Annotated in this window: 14 protein-coding genes; 6 read left to right on the top strand and 8 right to left on the bottom strand. The window is 65.6% G+C overall.

Features of this window, described 5'->3' with window-relative positions; all coding sequences use genetic code 11:
- Positions 1-58: 58 nt before the first annotated feature.
- Together JVX91_RS28145 and JVX91_RS28140 are read left to right on the top strand one after the other, a co-directional pair.
- A complete protein-coding gene (locus tag JVX91_RS28145) occupies positions 59-1426 on the top strand; it encodes a DUF1329 domain-containing protein (protein ID WP_205337299.1) in 1368 nt (455 codons plus the stop codon).
- A gap of 216 nt (positions 1427-1642) precedes the next feature.
- A complete protein-coding gene (locus JVX91_RS28140; RefSeq protein WP_205337298.1) occupies positions 1643-4366 on the top strand; it encodes a LuxR C-terminal-related transcriptional regulator in 2724 nt (907 codons plus the stop codon).
- A 674-nt stretch (positions 4367-5040) separates the two neighbouring features.
- Here the strand turns inward: JVX91_RS28140 and JVX91_RS28135 are convergent.
- On the bottom strand, positions 5041-5913 hold the full coding sequence (locus JVX91_RS28135) for a hypothetical protein (protein WP_205337297.1): 873 nt from the start codon (positions 5911-5913) through the stop codon (positions 5041-5043).
- Between the two features lie 172 nt (positions 5914-6085).
- Here JVX91_RS28135 and JVX91_RS28130 point away from each other — a divergent pair, with 172 nt between their 5' ends.
- Positions 6086-7024, top strand: a complete 939-nt coding sequence (locus tag JVX91_RS28130) for an alpha/beta hydrolase (protein ID WP_205337296.1) — start codon at positions 6086-6088, stop codon at positions 7022-7024.
- Positions 7025-7378: 354 nt separating this feature from the next.
- Here JVX91_RS28130 and JVX91_RS28125 read toward each other — a convergent pair whose 3' ends face one another.
- The gene (locus tag JVX91_RS28125; protein ID WP_205340124.1) at positions 7379-8218 is read right to left on the bottom strand and encodes a metal-dependent hydrolase; all 840 of its coding nucleotides are present in this window, start codon (positions 8216-8218) and stop codon (positions 7379-7381) included.
- 121 nt (positions 8219-8339) lie between these two features.
- Here JVX91_RS28125 and JVX91_RS28120 point away from each other — a divergent pair, with 121 nt between their 5' ends.
- Positions 8340-9356, top strand: a complete 1017-nt coding sequence (locus JVX91_RS28120; protein WP_205337295.1) for an AraC family transcriptional regulator — start codon at positions 8340-8342, stop codon at positions 9354-9356.
- 62 nt (positions 9357-9418) lie between these two features.
- On the opposite strand, the gene JVX91_RS28115 is transcribed toward JVX91_RS28120, so the two are convergent.
- The 4 genes from JVX91_RS28115 to JVX91_RS28100 form a co-directional block, all read right to left on the bottom strand.
- A complete protein-coding gene (locus tag JVX91_RS28115; protein ID WP_205337294.1) occupies positions 9419-10741 on the bottom strand; it encodes an alginate export family protein in 1323 nt (440 codons plus the stop codon).
- Positions 10742-10851: 110 nt separating this feature from the next.
- Complete coding sequence (locus JVX91_RS28110; RefSeq protein ID WP_205337293.1) at positions 10852-12030, bottom strand: MFS transporter; 1179 nt, start codon at positions 12028-12030, stop codon at positions 10852-10854.
- Positions 12027-13157 carry a class II histone deacetylase gene (locus tag JVX91_RS28105; protein WP_205337292.1) on the bottom strand — a complete coding sequence of 377 codons (1131 nt, stop codon included), beginning with the start codon at positions 13155-13157 and terminating at the stop codon, positions 12027-12029. Before JVX91_RS28105 ends, JVX91_RS28110 begins: the two co-directional genes overlap by 4 nt.
- A 182-nt stretch (positions 13158-13339) precedes the next feature.
- Entirely contained in the window at positions 13340-14152 is an 813-nt protein-coding gene (locus JVX91_RS28100; protein ID WP_205337291.1) for a helix-turn-helix transcriptional regulator, read from the bottom strand.
- A 119-nt stretch (positions 14153-14271) separates the two neighbouring features.
- Between JVX91_RS28100 and JVX91_RS28095 the strand changes: the two genes are divergently transcribed.
- The gene (locus JVX91_RS28095; protein WP_205337290.1) at positions 14272-14913 is read left to right on the top strand and encodes an MBL fold metallo-hydrolase; all 642 of its coding nucleotides are present in this window, start codon (positions 14272-14274) and stop codon (positions 14911-14913) included.
- 84 nt (positions 14914-14997) lie between these two features.
- Positions 14998-15711 (top strand): OmpA family protein, encoded by a 714-nt coding sequence (locus JVX91_RS28090; RefSeq protein ID WP_205337289.1) that lies wholly within the window; start codon positions 14998-15000, stop codon positions 15709-15711.
- Between the two features lie 142 nt (positions 15712-15853).
- Here the strand turns inward: JVX91_RS28090 and JVX91_RS28085 are convergent, their stop codons facing one another.
- Positions 15854-16768, bottom strand: coding sequence for an acyltransferase (locus JVX91_RS28085; protein WP_205337288.1), 915 nt, complete (start codon positions 16766-16768; stop codon positions 15854-15856).
- A gap of 80 nt (positions 16769-16848) precedes the next feature.
- Positions 16849-18981 (bottom strand): phosphate acetyltransferase, encoded by a 2133-nt coding sequence (pta, locus tag JVX91_RS28080; protein WP_205337287.1) that lies wholly within the window; start codon positions 18979-18981, stop codon positions 16849-16851.
- Between the last annotated feature and the right edge of the window lie 31 nt (positions 18982-19012).

Below are 19012 nucleotides of genomic sequence, written 5' to 3'. Positions count from 1 at the left end.
GCATCCCCGCAAGGGCGGCCATCACGGTGGGCAAAGACTCAACGAGGACGATAAACGAATGAGAACAACAAAGATCCTGCTGCACACGGGCGCCCTGGCGCTCAGCCTCATCGCCTCCCAGGTGATGGCGGCCGTCTCTGCCGATGAAGCGGCCAAGCTCGGCACTACCCTGACCCCGATGGGTGCGGAAAAGGCCGGCAACGCCGATGGCAGCATCCCGGCCTGGACCGGCGGCCTGCCCAAGAACGCCGGCAGCGCTGACAGCAAGGGCTTCCTCAGCGATCCGTTCGCCAGCGAGAAGCCGCTGTTCACCATCACCGCGCAGAACATGGACCAGTACAAGGACAAGCTGACCCCTGGCCAGCAAGCCATGTTCAAGCGCTACCCCGACACCTACAAGATGCCGGTGTACACCACGCACCGCACCGCCACCGTGCCGGCCAACGTGCTTGAGGCGACCAAGAAGAACGCCACCGCCACCAAGCTGCTGCAGGGCGGCAACGGCCTGGAGAACTTCCAGGTGGCCAACCCCTTCCCGATTCCGAAGGATGGCCTGGAAGTCATCTGGAACCACATCACCCGCTACCGTGGCGGCCACGTGCGCCGGCTGGTGACCCAGGCTACGCCGCAGGTCAACGGTTCCTACTCGCTGGTGTACTTCCAGGACGAATTCGTCTTCCGTACCGACCTGAAGGACTACGACGCCAGCAAGCCGAGCAACGTGCTGTTCTACTTCAAGCAGCGCGTCACCGCCCCGGCGCGTCTGGCCGGTAACGTACTGCTGGTGCACGAGACCCTCGACCAGGTGAAGGAACCGCGTCTGGCCTGGCTCTACAACGCCGGTCAACGTCGTGTGCGCCGCGCCCCGCAGGTATCCTACGACGGCCCGGGTACCGCCGCCGACGGCCTGCGTACCTCCGACAACCTGGACATGTACAACGGTGCGCCGGACCGCTACGACTGGAAGCTGGTGGGCAAGCAGGAGCTGTACATCCCGTACAACAACTACAAGATGGATGATCCGAAGCTGAAGTATTCGGACATCATCAAGCCCGGCCACCTGAACCAGGACCTGGCCCGCTACGAACTGCACCGCGTGTGGCACGTGACCGCCACCCTGAAGCCGGGCGAGCGCCACATCTACGCCAAGCGTGACTTCTTCATCGACGAGGACACCTGGCAGGCCGTGGAGATCGACCACTACGACGGTCGCGGCACCCTGTGGCGCGTCGCCGAGGCGTTCAACCAGTACTACTACAACTACCAGGTACCGTGGTACACCGCGGAAACCCTGTATGACCTGCTGTCCGGTCGTTACCTGGTGCTGGGCCTGAAGAACGAGGAGAAATCCGCCTACGACTTCAACTACAGCGCCTCGGAAAGCGACTTCACCCCGGCAGCGCTTCGCCAGGAAGGCGTGCGCTGATCCCCCGATCCCCACGGGTGGTTCCGCGGTAAAAAAAGACCGGCCTTCGGGCCGGTTTTTTTATGGGGAATCATCTGTCAGATGAATGGAGGGAAGAATGTCGGCTGCCTTCCAGTCATCTTGTGAGCAAAGGTAACAAAATTGGCTTCAAATACCGCTCATGAGCGGCTAGGCTCCGTCGACATAGTGATAAGAGCTAGAGCAAGAGCCAGGCCGATGACCGACTTCTCGACTCTGCCAAGATTGACCGATGTTCCCTCCAGCGCGGGCAACCGGTTCTTCCGGCCGCCGCTGCCGCATGGCCACGTCGCCCGTTCGCGTCTGTGCGAGCGCATGGCGGCCGGGTTGGAGGGACGGCTGATACTGGTGTCTGCGCCGGCGGGGTTCGGCAAGAGTTCCCTTGCCATCGAATTCTGTCAGACGCTGGAAAGCCAGTGGGGCAGTCTTTGGCTGGGGCTCAGTGCAAGGGATAGCGATCCGGGACGTTTCCTCGAGCGCCTGCTCGATGGCTTGCGCCTGCATTTCCCGACGCTCGGCGAAGAGGCCCTCGGCCTCCTGAAGATGCGCCAGCGACACCAGCCATTCGCCTTCGAAGCCTGGCTCGACGACCTGCTCGATGAGCTGGTGAACAGCCTGTCCGCCGAGCGGCCGCTGCTGCTGGTGCTCGACGACTACCACCTGGCCCAGGGCGCGGTACTCGACCGTTGCCTGCAATTCCTCCTCAATCACCAGCCCGAAGGCCTGGTCGTGCTGGTCACCAGCCGCCAGCGTCCGGACTGGCACCTCGCGCGCCTGCGCCTGTCGCGGCAACTGCTGGAATTCAGCGAACAGGACCTGCGCCTGACCGTCGAGGAGACTGCGCAACTGGTCTCCGCCAACGGCGCGCAGCTGGACGACAATGCCCTCGACAACCTGGTCGAGCGTAGCGAGGGCTGGATCGCCGGGCTGCGCCTGTGGCTGCTGGCCCACGGCGACGAACTGGCGGCCAACGTGCCTGACCTGTCGGTGCATGGCGCCGAGGAGCTGATCCGCGACTATCTATTGGAAGAGGTGATCGACAAACAGTCGCCGGAGGTCCAGGTGTTCCTGGCCCAGACCGCGCGCTTCGAACGCTTCTCCGCCGAGCTGTGCGACGCCTTGCGCGATGCCCACGACAGCGCGGCGATCCTGCGTTACCTGCAGCAGCACCAGGTGTTCCTGGTACCTCTGGACGAGCAGGGCCAGTGGTTCCGCTACCACCACCTGTTCTCCGACCTGCTGATGGCGCGGCCATTGCCCGGCTCCGGCCCTTCGACGGCGGCGCTGCACCTGCGCGCCTGCCGCTGGTTCAGCGGCCAGGGCCTGTTCGATGATGCGGTGGAACAGGCGTTGCGCGCCGGTCATCCGGAAGTCGCGGCGAACCTGGTGCAGAGCCTTTCAGAAGAACAATTGCTCGCCGAGCAGAACGTCGCCACGTTGCTGCGCTGGAAGATGGACCTGCCCGACAGCCTGCTGGCCAGCACACCGCGCCTGATCGTGCTGTACAGCTGGGCGCTGGCGCTCGCCTGCCAGTTGGATGCGGCGGAAGAACTGGCCCTGCAACTGTCGCGTTTCCTGCCCGCCGCCGATGGCGCCACCCAGCGCGATCTGCTGGCGCAATGGCAGGCCCTGATGGGCGTGATCGCGCGCGGCCGTGGCGAGATCGATGCCGCCGAGCGGCATTGCGAGGAGGCCATGCGCGGCCTCGGCCCGGAGCGCTTCGGCCCACGCCTGCTGTGCCTGTCGACCTTGAGCAACCTGGCCATCGTGCGCGACGACCTCTGGCGCGCACGCGGGCTCAACCGGGAAGCGCTGGAGCTGGCGCAACGCTTCGGCAATCCGCTGTTCGAGGCCATGGTGCATTACGACCGCGCCCGCGTATTGCAGGCGCGCGGCGAGGTGCTGCGTGCCGAAGACGAGGTGCGCCAGGGTTTGGCGCGGCTGTCCGGCCTGTCCTCGCAGCGTCGCTACGCGGTACGCGGCCGACTGATGCTTTACCAGGGCTACCTGCGCAGCCTGGCGCTACAGCCGGACGAGGCGCGCAAATGCCTCAAGGCCGGCATTGAGGAAGCCCGTGCCTGCCGTGACATCAGTCTGGTCATCGGCTTCTGCGTGCTGGCCAGCCTGGAAGGGCGGCTGGGCAACTACACCCGCGCCTTCGCCCACCTCGCTGAAGTCGAGCGGATGATGCATGTGTGGGACGTGCCGCCGGTCTACTACCTGTCGGCCATCACGTTGATCAAGTGTGAGCTCTGGCTCGGCCAGGGCCAGGTCGAACTGGCCACTGCGTGGCTGGAGCGCCTGGGCCACACCTACACCGGCGACGAGCCGGCGACGCCGCCGGAGTGTTCGCCGCAGCTACCCCGCAGTGTGCAGATGCTCCAGGCGCAATTGGAGCGTCGCGAAGGCCGCATGGTCGATGCCCAGGCGCGGCTGCGCGCCGTGACCAGTGGCGCCTTGCAGGGCGGTGCGCAACTGCAGGCGCGCTTCGCCCAGGGCCAACTGGTGGCGCTGTTGCTGCAGGACGGTCGTGAGCGCGAAGCCGCGTTCGAGTTGGGCGAGTGCCTGAACGGCCTGGCCGCCGGCCTGCTGGTTCCCCTGCATGAGGTGCTGCTGCGGCATCCGGAATGGTTGCGCGAGCAACTGGCCGTGCGGGCTTCCTCGCCGGCCATCGAGGCCCTGCGTGAACGCTTGCCGGCCGCACCGGAGCGCAGCGTGGCGATCAACGATTGCCTCAGCGGACGGGAATTGGCGGTGCTGGAACTGATCGCCCTGGGCTGTTCCAACCAGGAAATCAGCGAGCGCCTGTTCATCTCCCTGCACACGGTGAAGAGCCACGCGCGGCACATCAACGACAAGCTCGGCGTCGAGCGCCGCACGCAGGCGGTGGCGCGGGCGAAGGAGATGGGGTTGTTGCGCTAGGGGGCTTGCTCTGCCTCAGCCTTCCCCTCACCCCAGCCCTCTCCCAAAGGGAGAGGGGGCCGTCCGTGTCGGCGAGTGCCTTGGTTTCATCCTGCGCCGATCAGTCCCCTCTCCCTTTGGGAGAGGTGGCCGTCCGTGTCGGCGAGTGCCTTGGTTGCATCCTGTGCCGATCAGTCCCCTCTCCCTTTGGGAGAGGGGGCCGTCCGTGTCGGCGAGTGCCTTGGTTTCATCCTGCGCCGATCAGTCCCCTCTCCCTTTGGGAGAGGTGGCCGTCCGTGTCGGCGAGTGCCTTGGTTGCATCCTGTGCCGATCAGTCCCCTCTCCCTTTGGGAGAGGGGGCCGTCCGTGTCGGCGAGTGCCTTGGTTGCATCCTGTGCCGATCAGTCCCCTCTCCCTTTGGGAGAGGGGGCCGTCCGAGTCGGCGAGTGCCTTGGTTTCATCCTGTGCCGATCAGTCCCCTCTCCCTTTGGGAGAGGGGGCCGTCCGTGTCGGCGAGTGCCTTGGTTTCATCCTGTGCCGATCAGTCCCCTCTCCCTTTGGGATAGGTGGCCGTCCGTGTCGGCGAGTGCCTTGGTTGCATCCTGTGCCGATCAGTCCCCTCTCCCTTTGGGAGAGGGTTAGGGTGAGGGTCTGCGAGGTCGCGACGAAGGGCAGGACTGAAACCCGCGCCGTGTTCACATCCCTTTCTTCTTCTCCACATCGACCGGCGCGCTCAGGTCCAGCGCTTTCGGCGCTGGCTGCCCCTTGGCCGGCGCGGCCAACTGCTTTTGTACATCCGCCTGGATCGCCTGCAGCACCGGCAGCAGGTCGCGCATGTTCTCGCGTACTTCCGGGTAGGCGTGTTTCTGCGCCAGCTCGTCGACCCGCATGAGCAACTGCACGCGCACTTCCGGCGGCAGATGGACGAACAGCTCGGGCAACTGCTTGGACAGCTCGGCGCTGTAGAGCACCAGGTCCTGGCGGTCGAACTGGGCGGTGAGGCCGAGGTAGTCCAGCGCGCTGCTGGTGAGCATCGAGGCGGCCGCCTTGGCTTCCTGCATGCCCTGCAAGCGCACCGGGTTGCGCTGCTCGCTTTGCGCCAGGGTCATCCAGAATTCCACCGTCAGGTTGAACAGGATCGCCTGTTCGCGCAGCGAGTAGCTCATCAGGCCCAGCGCCTCGGCGCCGTAAGGCTGCTTGGCGGCGCGGAAGTTGAAGTACAGGCGCATCAGCTCCTTGAGCTTGAACAGCACCTCGCGCGCCTCGCTCTGCCGCAGCTCCAGCGGTGCATAGATGTTCAGTTGCGGACGGAAGTTCTCCTCGCTGACCATGCGCTGGTAGATCGGCCCGGTGAATTCGCCGCTGCGCCGGGGCAGTCCGTTGACCTGGGTTTCGTCGATCTTCTTCAGCGCGTCGATCAGCACCTGATAGTCGGCGCTGGTCCAGGGGCTCTGGATGTCGGGAATCTTCTGGCCGAGGTAGAACAGGTCGGCGGACAGGGCAGGGCGGCACAGGAGCAGCAACAGGACGGCCAGTGGCCACAGCGAACGGCGAGAGAGAGTCGGCACGAACGGGCTTTCCTTGCGCGAGGGCGGTCGGCCTAGGGTAGCGAGGGCGGCGCCCGGCGTCATCCCGTGCAGCGCCGCGCAATGCATCGACACTACCTAGGTTGGGCGCGGGCGCGGCGGGGCTGTGGTGTGATCGGCATTCGAGAACAACAAGCACGGGAGTCACTCGTCCATGACCGCCACCCTGTCTCTGCAACCGCCGCTGGCCGAGGGCCTGGCCCGCTATGGTTTCGGCCCCCTGCCACTGGCCGCGCTGAAGGCTCGCTACGCTTCGCCCGAGTCCGGTTCGAAGTTCATCCAGGTCGACGGTTTCGATGTTCACTACCGCGACGAAGGCAGCCGCGACAAGCCGGTCCTGGTGATGGTCCATGGCGTCATGGCGTCGTTGCACACCTGGGATGGCTGGGTCGCCCAGCTGTCCGAGCATTTCCGTATCATCCGCCTCGATGTGCCCGGCTTCGGCCTCACCGGTGGTGGTCAGGACCGCGAGTACGACGGCGAGCGCCTGGTAAAGGTGTTCGGCCTGTTCCTCGATCGCCTGGACCTCAAGCACGTGTCCATCGCCGGCAACTCCCTGGGCGGCTACATCGCCTGGAATTACGCGCTGGTGAACCCGCACCGCGTGGAGCGGCTGATTCTCATCGACCCGGCTGGCTACTACATGCAGAAGATTCCGCTGATGATCGCCAGCGCCGTGCTGCCCGGTGCCGGCATCATGATGCCGATGTGGATGCCGCGGGCACTGGTGGCCCAGGGCATCAAGGAAGTCTACGGCGACCCGCGCAAGATCAAGCCGGGCGTGATCGATCGCTACTACGACATCAGTCGCCGGCCGGGCAACCGCCGCGCGATGATCGACATCTTCCGCGTGCTGGTGAAGGCCAACCGCGAAGAGCTGACCGGTACACCGACCCGCGTTGCCGGGTTGAAGGTGCCGACGATGCTGATGTGGGGTGAGCGCGACCGCTGGATTTCGCCGCGCCACGTGCCGATGTGGCAGCGCGACGTGCCGGGGATCGAGGTGAAGGTCTATCCCGGCGTGGGGCATATCCCGATGGAGGAAATCCCCGAGGAGTCGGCGGCGGACGCATTGCGCTTCCTGCATGCCTGAGCCTTTATCGCTCGATGAAAAAGCCCGGCCATGTGCCGGGCTTTTTCGTTCTGCCGGATCGCATTTCGTAGGGCGGATAACGCGCCAGCGTTACTCGCCGTGCAACGGCCGGCACCAGGTTATTCGCCCTACGATCCGCTTTGCGTCGGAGCGGACTCTGCCCGCGATGTCTTGCCGGCCGCTCCGTTGATGGACCTGGCGTGTGGTTCAGCCGATCGCGGACAGGGTCCGCTCCCACGGGGCATTTGGCTTCGGAGCGCTTTTGTAGGAGCGGATCTTATCCGCGAATCCGGCGGCATCCAGGAAACGACACCGCCCCGACAAGGCGGGGCGGTGTTTGAAGCGAGGGAGAAATCAGCCAGCGTGCGCCAGCGGCTGCGGGTCGTATTCCTTGCGCACTTCGTACAGCACATCGAGGTTGTTGTGCTGCCACGGATGGAAGTCTGACTTGAAGAAGTCCAGGTACTCACGCAGCAGCGGGCGGAATACCCCGTGCTTGCCCCAGGTCCACTTGATGCCGTCGCGCCAGACGCGCCAGTTCCACAGCAGGCCGTCCACCTTGAGCATGTGCACCAGGCCGCGGAAGGTATCCAGCACGAAGAAGAAGGTCGCCATGCGCATCGCCCGGCGCAGCAGCTTGCGGCTGCCGCAGACCTGGTTGTAGACGTCGAAGGCCACCGCCTTGTGCTCGGTTTCCTCCAGCGCGTGCCAGCGCCATAGGCGCTGCATCACCGGGTGGGCGCCTTCCATGGTGCGCGGGTCGGTCAGCAGCCCGTTGGCCATGATTGCGGTGATGTGTTCCAGTGCGGCGGTCGCTGCCAGCTGGCGCTTGGCGGGGAATTTCTTCTGGGTGAAGCGGATGCGCGCCTGGGCGCGCTTCTCGATGGCGGTGACGTCGTAGCCCAGGTCGCGCAGACGCTGGCTATAGGTCAGGTGTTCACGGCTGTGGTGGCCTTCCTGGCCGATGAAGCCACGGATCTGCTCCTTGAGCACCGGGTCGGTGATCTGGTCGCGGAACTGCCGCACCGAGTCGATGAAGAAGCGCTCGCCGTCGGGGAAGAGCACCGACATCGCGTCGAACAGGTGGGATTTGAAGGCGTCTCCGCTGTGCCAGTGACGCGGCAGCGGATCGGGCAGATCGAAGTCCATGTGCCGGGGCTTGATCTCCAGTCCTGCGGGGGTGGTGCTGGCCATGGCGGCTCCAGTGTTGTGGTTATCCATGGTCTGTACTCTGGGCTTGTAGGGAAAGCGTCACAAGGTTATTGTCTGCCAACTTTCCGGTCATATCCGGCCAGCGGTCAATATAAGAAGAACGATGAAACAACCGCTCAACTTCACCGCCGAACTGGTGCCCGTCGCATACGCGCAGGCGCTTCTCGATCTCGCCGAAGAGCTTGGCGTGCCGCGTGCGCGCCTGTTCGAACTGGCCCGCGTGCGGCCCGAGGTGCTGCAGAGCCCCAACGGCCGGCTGTCCTTCGTCGACTTCCACCAACTTTCCAGTGCTGCCCTGGCGTACTGCAACGAGCCAGCCTTCGGCCTGCTGCTGGGGCAGCGGCTGAACGTCTCCACCCACGGGATCCTTGGCTACGCGGTACTGTCCAGCGCCAACCTCGAGCGCGCCATCGCCTTCGCCTTGAAGTACTACCGCGTGCTTGGCCTGGCCTACGATCTGGAGATGGTGGAAGACGGCGGCGTCTCCTACCTGCGCGCCAGCGAGTCGATTCCCCTCGGGCCGACGAGCCGCTTCGCCGCCGAAGGTCTGATGACCAGCCTGCATACCATTGCGCGCTTCCTGGTCGGCGAGCCGCTGCAGGGCGTCAGCGTCGGTTTTGCCTACGCCAAACCGGACTATGCCGAGCGTTACGCCGAGGTGTTCGGCGGTGAGGTGCTATTCGATCAACCGTTCCACTTCATCGGCCTGCCCAGCGAATACCTGGCGCGGCCCATGGCGCTGGCCAACCCGGCCACGGTGCAGATGTGCGAGCAGCAGTGCGAGGCGCTGCTGGCCACGCTGGACGTGCAGGAAGGCCTGCTGACCCGCATCCGCCGCCTGTTGCTGGCACGCCCCGGCGAGTTCCCCGATCTGGAAAGCGTGGCCAACGATCTGCACACCAGCGGTCGCAGCCTGCGTCGACATCTTTCGAACCTGGGCACCACCTACCAGGAAGTGCTCGACGACGTGCGCAAGCGCCTCGCCCTGCAATACCTCACCACGACCCACCTGCCGCTCTACGAGATCGCGCTGCTGCTGGGGTTCAACGACCCGTCGAACTTCCGCCGGGCGTTCCGCAAGTGGACCGGCAAGCTGCCCACCGACTACCGCGAGGATTGAGCCACGGCCCGGTCGCGGCTGCCGCTGGGCAGCCGCGCTGATCGCTGGCCGCTCCGCCGGCCTCAGAAGCGATAGCCAACATACAGTTGCAGGGCATCGAAGGTGTCGTTGCCAAACACCTCGCGGGCCGCGGCCTTGGGTTTCACCCAGTTGTACGAGAGCGTGGCGAAGAGCTGGGTGCTCGCCGCCCAGTCCAGGTACAGCGCGGCCTCGTCGGCGAAGCGCCGGTCGCTGACTGCCTGGCCGTAGTAGTTCTTCTCATCCAGCGAGAACTGGTAGTAGACCGTGCCCGCGCTCAGGCCGGGGGCGACCTGGCCGGCCAGCCGCCACATGTGCACGCGCTCGTTGCTGTCGTTGAGCAGGTAGTTACCCACCACATCGCCGATCACCCAGGAGCCTCGCTCGGTGTAGGCCTTGCTCAATGGGTCCCAGCTCTTGCGGCGGTTGTCGCTCGGATCGTCGTCGCCGGAGAACAGCGCGTAGCGGTAGGTCATCTGCGGCTGCAGGGGCAGTCCCGCGAAGCCGTAGTCCAGGCGCACGTACCAGGCGTGGGCGGAGAAGTTCACCTGTTCGCCTTCGCCGGTCTGCAGGCCGTATTCGGCGCTGATCGCCAACTCGGGCAGGGCATCGAAGCCGCCGTCGAGCCAGCGCAGGTTGTACACCTGCATGCCGTTGCGCGGCGCTATCTGGTTCGCCTGGCTGCTGACGTCGCTGACCTTCAGCGCCATCAGGCCGAGCTGGCCGCGCAGGAACGGGTAGTCGAGGTTGGCACCACTGAAGCGGGCACCACCCAGGTCGTCGTCGTTGCGCAGGCTGAAGGCCTGGCCGGACAGCGCGCCGCCGCGGTAGGCCAGGATGGCGCCATCGCGGAAGGCGGTACGCGGGCCGGACCAGTACGCCCCTTCGCCGAGCAGGTCGAGGTTGCCGTCGGCGAGGATGAAACCGGTGCCGACACGGAAGTTCTGGTTGCCCAGGGTCAGGCGCCAGGGGCCGCGCTCGACGCCGACATACAGTTCCTCCAGCGAAGTCTTGCCGTCCGAGTTGCGGGTGTAGCCACCGGCGTCGCCGTCGCCGAAGGTATGCGCGGCGACCAGCGAGGCGCCGCCGACCAGGCGCAGGTCCTGGTCCAGGGTGTAGCGCAAGCTTGCTTCCGGCTTGAGGAAGGCTTCCTGCCAGACGGCCCGCTCACCCTTCACCTCACCGCTGCGATAGTCGCGCTGGCCGGCTCCGAAGTTGACGTTGTGGCTGTCGATGAAGGTGGCGCCGCTGCTCAGGGCGAAGTCCGCCTGCAGGTCGCCGTTCTCGTAATGGCTGTCGGCGTGGGCGAGGCTCGCCAGGGAGGCGAGCAGAAGCGTGGAGAAAGAACCCAGGTGTTGGTTGTTCATGAAGGAGCTCTGCGCTGTTGTTATTGGGATGGCAGGAGTTCAGGGCGCGACCGCTCGCGACGTGCCCGAAGGCACGCCGGAGGGAAGCGCGAAGTTGTGATGCGGTGGGGTCAGGCGCGGCGACGGGCGAGTGGCAGGATCGCCACGAACGACAGCGCGCAGATGGCCGCGGAGACCTGCAGCAGCAGGCTGAAATTCTCTGTCTCGCCCAACAGCCAGGCTGCCAGCGAAGGGCCTACGGCGAGACCGCCGCAGATCGCCAGGTTGGCCAGCACCACCAGCTTGCCGCCCTGGCGGTCGTAGTCGCTGATGGCCGCGAGAAGGAAGGGCAGGGCGAAGGTCCAGGCGAACTTGAAGGCGCAGGCCGCCAGCACGTAGCGCAGCAGCGAGACGTCACCGAGCAGGCCGATCAGGCTCGACGCCATCGCGAGGTAGCCCAGTGCGAGCAACCACTCGCGCTTGCCGCGGATGCCGATCCAGCTGGCCAGAGAGGCCCCGACCACACCCAGCAGCGAGGCGCTGGCCAGTGCGCTGGAGCTGTCTGCGGCACTGATGCCCTGGGTCCGCGCCAGCTCGCCGACGAAGGTCCAGATACCGGCGAGGCTGAGGTAGAACAGGAAGATCGCCGTCATGCCCAGGGCGATCTTCCCCAGCGCGGCGCGTGCCTGGCTGGGCGGAAGGGCTTCGGCCTGATTGTCGCTGCCCGCAGGCAGGGAGCGGATCAACGGCAGGCAGGCGGCGGTGAACAGGGCGATCAGCAGGAAGAAGCTGGCCACCCGCCAATGGCTGAACAGCCACGGCATGAACTGCAGGCTCAGCGCTGCCAGTACCAGTTGGCCGGTGACCCACAGGCCGAATGCCCGCGCCGCGTTCGGCAGGGTGCCGGCGGTGCCCAGGCAAACCAGCACCAGGGCCGCTTCGGAGAACGCCGTGAGGAAGCGCAGCGCCACCAGCAACGGATAGGACGGCGCCGGCGCACTCATCAGCACGGCGCTGAGCAGGTTGCCGAGGAGGAACAGGGCAGCGGCGGCAGCGGCGATCCGGCGCCAGTTGTAGCGGCGCATCCAGAAATAGGTGGGGATGGTGGAGATCGCCATGGCTCCCAGCTCCATGCTGAACAGGAAGCCAACCTGGCGATTGTCCAGGCCCAGTTCGGCGATGTAGCGGCTGGCCAGGGCTGGCGCGGTGAGCAGCACCAGCGGGCCGATGGCGGAGAACAGCACCACCGCCAACAGGCGCAGGCGCTGCTGCACCGGACTGAGCAACAGGGGCGCAGCGAGGGTGCTCATGCTTCCACCTTTTGCCGGCGAGTCGGGAGCAAGGGGCTGTCGTAGCGGGCGCGCAGGTCGGCGATCCACTGCCGCTGGTGTTCGGCCAGGGCCTGCCCGGGCAAGGCGCGCATCGCCGCCAGGTGCGGGTCCTGAATGTCGGTGGTGATGCCGCTGAGCGTCTCGATCACGGCCAGGCCGAAATAGGGCACCGAGTTGGGCTCGTAGCCGCCTTCGTGGCACAGCACCAGGCGGCCATCGCACAGCTCGTCGGCCAGCGCCATCAGCCTCGCGGTCATGGCCCGGTAGGCATCGCCGTGGAGCATCATGCGCCCCAGCGGATCGTGGGCTCCGGCGTCGAAACCGCAGGGCACCAGGATCAGTTGCGGGCGGTGGGCACGCAGGGCGGGCAGCACGATTTCGTCGAAGGCGTGCAGGTAGGCGCCCTCGCCACAGCCGGGGGGCAGCGGCACGTTGAGATTGAAGCCGCGACCGTCGCCACCGCCCTGTTCGTCGACGAAGCCCGAGTCCTGGGGATAGTTGCCGTCCTGGTGCAGGGAAACGGTCAGTACCCGTGGGTCTTCCCAGAAAATACTCTGCGAGCCGTTGCCGTGGTGCACGTCCCAATCGACCACGGCAATGCGTTCCAGACCGTGCTCGACCATTGCGGCCTGGGCGGCCACGGATGCGTTGGCCAGCAGGCAGAAGCCGCGACCGCGGTCCGCCTCGGCGTGGTGGCCCGGCGGCCGCACCAGGGCGTAGGCGTTGCGTGCGTCGCCGCGCAACACGTGTTTGACCGCCTGGATCACACCGCCAGCGGACAGCCGGGCGATGTCGTAGCTGCCGTGGCCAAAGGGCGTGTTGTCGCCGGCGTCGCCGCCGCGTCCGGCGCTGAGCTCCTGCAAGTGCGAGAGGTAGGCCGGGGTGTGCACCCGCAGCAGTTGCTCTTCGGTCGCGGGCACTGGCTTGACCGCCAGCAGTCGTTCGGCCAGGCCGCTGACTTCCAGCAGGTTGCGCAGCCGGCGCTTGGTTTCCGCGTTCTCGAAATGCAGGCCGGGCTGGACGCCCAGGCCGGGCGCGAACAGGCCGGCGTAGTTGCCGGTGTCGTGCCACATGTAGTGTTCATGCCAGACGAATGCCGTGGTCATTGGCGTAATCCTTGTTGTTGTTCGGGGTGCTGCACTGTGCGCAGGCGGATTGGGCAAGGCAGGGCGAGAGTAGGAAGGCGCCGGAGGAGGGTAAATACACCCGTGGGGGTAGAGCCCCCGTCAGGCAACAGGCAGCCGTGTTCCCTGCGGGAACAGTGATGAGGCGGATGGGTAGGCGTGGATCAGCGCGGTAGAGGCAGCAGTCCGCTGGCGGAATGGCGGAGGAACAGATCGCAGAGTTGCAGCTCGGAGCGTACGCCGAGCCGCGTATAGAGGTTGCGCCGGTGCACCTTGACGGTCGCCTGGCTGATGTTCAGTTGGCGCGCGATCAGCTTGCTGGAGTTGCCCTGCAGCATCAGCCGGGCGATTTCCTGCTCGCGCGGCGTCAGCAGGCCGCCGGCGAAGGATGCCAATGCCCGCGTCAGGCTGTCTTCGTTCGGTGGCTGGGCGGGGCTTTCGCGGCTCTGCGCAAAGCCCCCCAGCAGGTGCTGCAGCAGCGGGTAGAGGTTGCGCAGGGCGCGGAGTTCGGCGGTGGTGGCCAGGTTTCGCTCGCGCCGTCCGATGGACATGACCAGCACGGTGTCGTCGCAGTCGTCGAAGAGAATGTCGATCTCGTCGTCCAGTCGCAGTTCGCGGTAGTAGTGCTTGTAGTAATCGCTGCCGTGCAGCTGGCTGGTGCGTTGGTTGACGCGCAGGATGCCGCTGCTCACGCCATCGCGGATCGAGTTGGATACCGGGTCCAGGCGATACATGCCGTCGAGGTAGCGTTCGATGTATTCGGCGTGGAGCTGGTCCGGGTAGTCCTCGTAGAGAATGCGCGGGCAACCGTCGCCGTGGTACGCCTTGATGATCACGTTGTCGTGGGCCAGGACGGGCTGCAGGGTGTGTGACAGCAGCACCGGAAAGTCCGGGTGGCCCTTGTGCTCCAGCAGTCGCGCGAGGTTCTGGTTCCAGTCGGCGCTGGCCTGGGTGGCCAACAGGTTGCTCAGTTGCATCGCATTGCTCTCTGCATTCGATCTTGTTCTTTTTCAGGTGAGTTGCTGCAATATAGGTGCCATTCGGCCGCCGAAAGCCATGCCGGCTTCGCTGGCCGCTCACCGCTCCGGAGCAACCGATGACCGATCAGCCTGCCCTCATCCGCGAAACCTTCCCCGTTGGCCCCCTGCAGTGCAACTGCACCATCATCGGCGATCCGCTGACGAAGAAGGCCATCGTCGTCGATCCGGGTGGCGACCACGAACTTATCCTCCAGCGCCTCGATGCGCTGGGGCTGAAGGTGGTCAGCATTATCCACACCCATGCGCATCTCGATCACTTCCTTGCCTCCGGGCAGATGAAGGAGAAGACCGGCGCCACCCTGCACCTGCACAAGGACGACCAGTTCCTCTGGGATAACTTGGAGATGCAGTGCCGCATGTTCGGCGTCCCTTATACTCCAGTGCCTTCGCCGGACCAGTGGCTGGCCGATGACGAGGAACTGGCCTGCGGCTGCGGCGTGGCGCTGCACACGCCGGGGCATACGCCGGGCTCGATGAGCTTCTGGTTCCCCAAGGACAAGCTGCTGATCGCCGGCGACACCCTGTTCCGTCGCAGCATTGGCCGTACCGACCTGTGGGGTGGCGACTACGCCACCATCGAGCGATCGATCCGCGATCGCCTGTATTCGCTGGACGAAGAGGCAACCGTGGTCACCGGTCACGGCCCGGACACCTGCCTGGGTGACGAGATGCGGGAGAACCCCTTCATCCGTGCTTAAGGTTGTTACGGAATTATTTGCACGACCTACGCTCTAACCTGCCGCCCGCTAATGGGTGTTTCGCTATTCGAGGAGTCATCCGACATGTTCACCGCACGTAGTCTGTCCATGGTTGCGGCTGCCACCGCCCTTGCCCTCATGGCCGGTTGCGCCTCCCAGAACCCCTATGACCCCAATACCCAGGCCCCGCCGGCCGAGAGTGGCATGAGCAAGACCGCCAAGTACGGTGCGCTGGGCGCGCTGGCCGGTGCCGTCGCCGGTGCCGCGATCAACCACGACAACCGTGGCAAGGGCGCGATGATCGGCGCAGCCGCCATCGGTGCCGCCGCCGCCGGCTACGGCTACTACGCCGACAAGCAGGAAGCCAAGCTGCGCCAGCAGATGCAGGGCACCGGTGTGCAGGTCGAGCGCCAGGGTGACGACATCAAGCTGATCATGCCGGGCAACATCACCTTCGCCACCGATTCGGCAAACATTGCGCCGTCCTTCTATACCCCGCTGAACAACCTGGCCAACTCCTTCAAGGAGTTCAACCAGAACAGCATCGAGATCGTCGGCTACACCGACAGCACCGGCAGCCGCCAGCACAACATGGACCTGTCCCAGCGCCGTGCGCAGTCGGTCGCGACCTACCTGACTTCCCAGGGTGTCGACGGCACCCGCGTGAGCACCCGCGGCATGGGTCCGGACCAGCCGATTGCCTCCAACGCCGATGCCAACGGCCGCGCGCAGAACCGCCGCGTGGAAGTGAACCTGAAGGCGCTGCCGGGCGCGCAGACCCAGCAATACCAGCAGTAAGCATCGCCCATGAAAAAGCCCGCCGATTGGCGGGCTTTTTTGTGTCTGACGTTTGGGATTTCTAGGAGCGGACTTCGTCCGCGATGGTATCCGGCGTGTGGCGAAGTCATCGCGGACGGAGTCCGCTCCTACAAAAGCCGGGTCAGGCCTTGGCGCTGGCCGGGAACTCGCGGTGCAACTGGGCCAGCAACTGGTCCTTGCGCTCCCACAGCTGGTTTACCCACAGCTGGAACTCGGCGCGGTAGCCCTCGTCCTGGTCGTAGCTCTTGCCGATGAACTGGCGCGGGATCTCCAGCTCCTCGAAGCGCACCACCACCGAGCGCAGCTTGCCGGACATCAGGCACCAGAAGGTCGGGCGGCCATCGGGGTAATGAATGGTGACGTTCACCAGGGTCTTGAGCTGTTCGCCCATGGCGTCGAGGACGAAGGCAATACCGCCGGCCTTGGGCTTGAGCAGGTGCTGGAACGGCGAGGCCTGTTCGTCATGCTTGTCCTGGGTGAAGCGGGTGCCTTCGAGGAAGTTGAAGATCGACACCGGAATACGGCTGAACTTGGCGCACGCCTTGCGGGTGGTTTCCAGGTCCTTGCCTTTCTTTTCCGGGTACTTGGCCAGGTACGCCTTGGTGTAGCGCTTCATGAAGGGGAAATCGAGCGCCCACCAGCACAGGCCGATGATCGGGACCCAGATCAGCTCCTGCTTGAGGAAGAAGCGCAGCAGCGGAATGCGACGGTTCAACTGATACTGCAGGACCAGGATGTCCACCCAGCTCTGGTGGTTGCTGGTAACCAGATAGGAATGGTCGTACACCAGTCCTTGCAGGCCCTCGACGTTCCAGTGAGTGCTGCGCACCAGGTTCATCCAGCCCTTGTTGCAGGCGATCCAGCTTTCGGCGATCAGGCTCATGATCTTGCTGCAAACGCTCTGCGCCGCGGTGAACGGCAGGACGATCTTGACCAGCGTCATGCCGAGCAGCAGCGTGGCCCAGCAAACGGTGTTGAGGAACAGCAGCAGGCTCGCAATGACGCCGCGAACGACCAGAGGGAGGAAACTGAGCATCGAGGAAATCCTTATACGTAGGCGCCCGGTTGGCCGGGCGCGTGAAGCGTTCTAGAGGCACATCCTCGTGCCAGGGGCCTTCAGCCCTGATCGTCCTTGCCGCTGTCCGCCTGGATCGCGGTCAGTGCGATGGTGTAGACGATGTCGTCCACCAGCGCACCGCGTGACAGGTCGTTCACCGGTTTGCGCAGGCCCTGCAGCATCGGCCCGATGCTGACGCAGTCGGCGCTGCGCTGGACCGCCTTGTAGGTGGTGTTCCCGGTGTTCAGGTCGGGGAACACGAACACGTTGGCGCGTCCGGCCACCTGGCTCTCGGGGGCCTTCAAACGACCCACGCTGGCGATGGCGGCGGCATCATACTGCAAGGGACCGTCAATCAACAGATCGGGGCGTTTTTCCCGCGCGATGCGCGTAGCTTCGCGGACTTTCTCGACATCTGCGCCGGTTCCGGATTCGCCGGTGGAGTAGCTGATCATCGCCACGCGCGGGGTGATGCCGAAGGACTGCGCCGAGGCGGCACTCTGCAGGGCGATCTCCGCCAGGTCACTGGCCGAAGGATCGGGATTCACCGCGCAGTCGCCATAGACCACCACCTGGTCGGGCAGCAGCATGAAGAACACCGAGGACACCAGGTTGTAGCCGGGCGCGGTCTTGATCAGCTGCAGGGCCGGGCGGATGGTGTTGGCGGTGGTGTGGATGGCGCCGGAGACCAGCCCATCCACTTCGTCGAGAGCCAGCATCATGGTGCCCAGCACGACGTTGTCTTCCAACTGCTGCTCGGCCATCGGCGCGTTCAGGCTCTTGCCCTTGCGTAGGTCGACCATGGGCTCGACATAGCGACTGCGCACCAGGTCCGGATCGACGATCTCCAGGTCCTCGGGCAGCACGATGCCCAGCATCTGCGCCACGGCCTGCACGTCGTCCGGCTTGGCCAGCAGCACGCAGCGGGCGATGCCGCGAGCGTGGCAGATAGCGGCGGCCTGCACGGTACGCGGCTCGCTGCCTTCGGGCAGGACGATGCGCTTGCCGGCGCGGTTGGCACGCTGGGTCAACTGGTAGCGGAACACTGGTGGCGACAGGCGCAGCTCATGGGGGGAGCCGCAGCGTTCTTTCAGCCATTCGAAATCGATGTGTTCGGCGACGAACTCGGTGACGCGCTCGGCGCGTTCACGGTCATCCACCGGGATTTCCTTGTTCATCCCGCTGAGATCGCCAGCGGTGTCGAACGAGCCGGTCTTCACCGTGAGCACCGGCAGGCCGCTCTGCAGCGCGCTGCGGCACAGCTCCATGATCCGTGCATCGGGCATCAGGCCGGAACACAGCAGCAGGCCGGCCAGCGGCACGCCGTTCATGGCGGCCAGGCAGGCGGCGAGGATGATGTCATCACGATCGCCCGGCACCACCACCAGCACGCCGGGTTTGAGCAGGTGCACGGTGTTGGGGGCGGAGGGCGCGCAGAGGATGATCTTCTGCACGCGGCGTTGTTCGTAGTCGCCGGCGTTGAGCACGCTGGCGTCCAGCAGGTCGGCCACGTCGCGGGTGCGCGGGGCGTTCATCTCGTCCTGCCACGGGATGCAGCCGAGCAGGCGCACGTCGCCGTCGCGCAGCAGCGGTGAGTGTTCCTTCAGGCGCTCGCCGAATAACCGCGCAGCGGCCTCGGCGTCGCGGGGCATGTCATCGCTCTCGCCACCGCGCACCTTGTTCACGATCAGGCCGGCCAGGTGCGGATCGCGCGGGCCGCCGAACAGCTGGGCGAGAATTTCGATGCGGTCGGACAGCTCGCTCACCGTCTCGTTGTCCGGCGCGGAGACGAGGATGACTTCGGCATCCACGCTACGCGCCAGGTGGGCGTTGATGCGCGCGGCATAGCTGGCGTGCTTGGTCGGCACCATGCCTTCGACGATCATCACGTCCTTGTCCACGGCGGCGCTGTTGTACATGCCGACGATGTCTTCGAGCAGCTCATCGAGCAGGCCGTCGCCGAGCATACGCTCGACCTTGGACAGCGACAGCGGGGGGGGGGCGTTGAGGCCGTGGGTGCGCGCGACCAGCTCGCTGGAGCGCTCCGGGCCGTCGTCCCCGGCGTGGGGCTGGGCGATGGGCTTGAAGAAACCGACCTTCAGGCCGGCGCGTTGCAGGGCGCGGATCAGGCCCAGGCTGGTGGACGTCAGACCGACACCGAAACCGGTCGGTGCGAGGAAGAAGGTGTGCATCCGGGCTCCTTAAGCCGTGCGGAGGGGGGAG

It is taken from the genome of Pseudomonas sp. PDNC002, from assembly GCF_016919445.1.
Taxonomy (GTDB): domain Bacteria; phylum Pseudomonadota; class Gammaproteobacteria; order Pseudomonadales; family Pseudomonadaceae; genus Pseudomonas.
Note: the sequence above shows the minus strand (reverse complement) of the source record. Positions and strands in the feature narration are given on the sequence as shown.

Excerpts from the sequence above, each read along its gene's own strand:
- JVX91_RS28145 (WP_205337299.1), top strand. The coding sequence starts at position 59 with ATGAGAACAACAAAGATCCTGCTGCACACGGGCGCCCTGGCGCTCAGC.
- JVX91_RS28140 (WP_205337298.1), top strand. The coding sequence starts at position 1,643 with ATGACCGACTTCTCGACTCTGCCAAGATTGACCGATGTTCCCTCCAGC.
- JVX91_RS28130 (WP_205337296.1), top strand. The coding sequence starts at position 6,086 with ATGACCGCCACCCTGTCTCTGCAACCGCCGCTGGCCGAGGGCCTGGCC.
- JVX91_RS28125 (WP_205340124.1), bottom strand. The coding sequence starts at position 8,218 with ATGGCCAGCACCACCCCCGCAGGACTGGAGATCAAGCCCCGGCACATG.
- JVX91_RS28120 (WP_205337295.1), top strand. The coding sequence starts at position 8,340 with ATGAAACAACCGCTCAACTTCACCGCCGAACTGGTGCCCGTCGCATAC.
- JVX91_RS28115 (WP_205337294.1), bottom strand. The coding sequence starts at position 10,741 with ATGAACAACCAACACCTGGGTTCTTTCTCCACGCTTCTGCTCGCCTCC.
- JVX91_RS28110 (WP_205337293.1), bottom strand. The coding sequence starts at position 12,030 with ATGAGCACCCTCGCTGCGCCCCTGTTGCTCAGTCCGGTGCAGCAGCGC.
- JVX91_RS28105 (WP_205337292.1), bottom strand. The coding sequence starts at position 13,157 with ATGACCACGGCATTCGTCTGGCATGAACACTACATGTGGCACGACACC.
- JVX91_RS28100 (WP_205337291.1), bottom strand. The coding sequence starts at position 14,152 with ATGCAACTGAGCAACCTGTTGGCCACCCAGGCCAGCGCCGACTGGAAC.
- JVX91_RS28095 (WP_205337290.1), top strand. The coding sequence starts at position 14,272 with ATGACCGATCAGCCTGCCCTCATCCGCGAAACCTTCCCCGTTGGCCCC.
- JVX91_RS28090 (WP_205337289.1), top strand. The coding sequence starts at position 14,998 with ATGTTCACCGCACGTAGTCTGTCCATGGTTGCGGCTGCCACCGCCCTT.
- JVX91_RS28085 (WP_205337288.1), bottom strand. The coding sequence starts at position 16,768 with ATGCTCAGTTTCCTCCCTCTGGTCGTTCGCGGCGTCATTGCGAGCCTG.
- pta (WP_205337287.1), bottom strand. The coding sequence starts at position 18,981 with ATGCACACCTTCTTCCTCGCACCGACCGGTTTCGGTGTCGGTCTGACG.